Source organism: Kosmotoga sp., assembly GCF_982836095.1.
Genome location: NZ_CEYIHJ010000163.1, coordinates 2,363 through 4,222 on the forward strand (window position 1 = coordinate 2,363; position 1,860 = coordinate 4,222).

Consider the following 1,860-nt stretch of genomic DNA (forward strand, 5'->3'; position numbering starts at 1 on the left):
GGAACAGACGTTGGTTATTATCAAACCGGATGCGGTGCAGCGCCAGCTGGTGGGCGAGATCCTATCGCGGTTCGAGAACAAGGGGCTGGTGATTGCGGCCCTGAAGCTGATGCAGATCTCGCAGAAGCAATTGATTTTCTGGAGTTCTATTCGAGAGAAGCTGTGAGATACGCTTCACAGCAACCGGTTGTAAGAATCCCAGATGAAAACAATGAACTTGTTTATATCCCCCTTGGTGTAGGGGCTGTAATTCCACCCTGGAATTTCCCGGGAGCGATCATGGTCGGTATGACCTCAGCTGCAGCTGTTTCCGGAAATTGCGTGCTTCTTAAGCCGGCAAGCGACTCTCCTATAATCGCTGCTAAATTTGTAGAAATACTCCACGAAGCCGGTTTGCCTGAGGGGGTCGTGAACTTTGTTCCTGGTAGCGGTGCTGAGATAGGCGATTACATTGTGGAACATCCGAAAATCAGATTCATTTCCTTCACAGGGTCTAAAGATGTGGGCCTTAGAATTAACGAACTAGCTGCCAAACACCAGCCCGGGCAAAAATGGATAAAACGTGTAGTGCTTGAGATGGGTGGAAAAGATGCAGTAGTGGTTGATGAAACGGCAGATCTGGACGCCGCAGCCCAAGGAATAGTGTCCAGCGCCTTTGGCTTTCAGGGTCAAAAATGCTCCGCTGGTTCAAGGGTAATAGTAGTGGAAGCCATTTATGATGAGTTGCTGAAAAAAGTTATTGAAAGAACAAAAGAGATAAAAATTGGAGACGTGAGAAACCCAGAAAACGGGCTTGGTCCCGTGGTCAATGAAAATGCCATGAGAAAAATTTTGAGCTACATAGACATAGGGAAGGAAGAAGGACGGCTCGTTACTGGTGGAAAGCGCGTAGAAGGCCTTCCGGGCTATTTCATAGAACCTACTATAATCGCAGATGTTGATCGCTATGCAAGAGTTGCCCAGGAAGAAATCTTTGGCCCTGTTACCGCATTTATCAAAGCTAAGGATTTCAACGATGCAATGGATATAGCCAACTGTACCGAATATGGTTTAACCGGCGCACTTTACACGAAAAAACGAGAGCGTATCGAAGAAGCCAAAAAAATCTTCCATGTGGGTAACCTGTATTTCAATCGAAAATGCACAGGTGCTCTCGTTGGTGTGCATCCTTTCGGTGGCTTTAACATGTCCGGTACGGATTCGAAAGCTGGAGGAAGGGACTACTTACTGTTATTCTTGCAGGCTAAGTCAATAACTGAGAAGATAAACCTATAAAGCCGACAAAAATGCCACCCGGTCCGGGTGGCGTTTTTAAAATTCTTCATTTATAGAATGTCTTATGACACCTGATAATACCAACTTAGGGTACAAGAGATCGGGTCTAGGGTCTAGTTGCTAGGGCTTGGTAGGAACTATGCCCCAGACCTGTGTTGCTAAAACGCGCTATGAATTGCTAACGCAATTGCTCTGAACTCCTGCGGAGTTGCCCTGAACCGCTAGCGCAGTTGACTGTAAGACAGGGTTTGATGTTTTCTCGTTACTTGGCTCTTGATCTCGCTTCTCGGACTCTCGGCTCTTGATCTCGAATCACGCAACTCGGCTCCTCAGTTCTTTAACTCATAACTCATCATTCATAACTCATAACTCGGTTTCTGATACACTCACGTAACTCGGTACCCAACATGTTTTGCGCACAACCTACAACCCACAACCAACAACGGCTTTTACCGTCGCTTCACCAGCTGACAGCCTCGCTTTGTGCTATAATCATCAAAAACAAAGAATTAGGGGGGTTCTATATGAACAAAAAGAATTTAATATACGGGCAATCGGGCGGGGTTACATCGGTAATAAATGCTT

Annotated in this window: 2 pseudogenes; both read left to right on the forward strand. The window is 46.2% G+C overall.

Going from position 1 to position 1,860, the window contains the following annotated elements:
• A pseudogene (locus AC3LHT_RS09285) lies at positions 1-127 on the forward strand (nucleoside-diphosphate kinase); the annotation flags it as partial.
• Positions 67-1,275: pseudogene (locus tag AC3LHT_RS09290) on the forward strand (L-glutamate gamma-semialdehyde dehydrogenase); the annotation flags it as partial. The pseudogenes AC3LHT_RS09285 and AC3LHT_RS09290, both read left to right, overlap by 61 nt.
• Between the last annotated feature and the right edge of the window lie 585 nt (positions 1,276-1,860).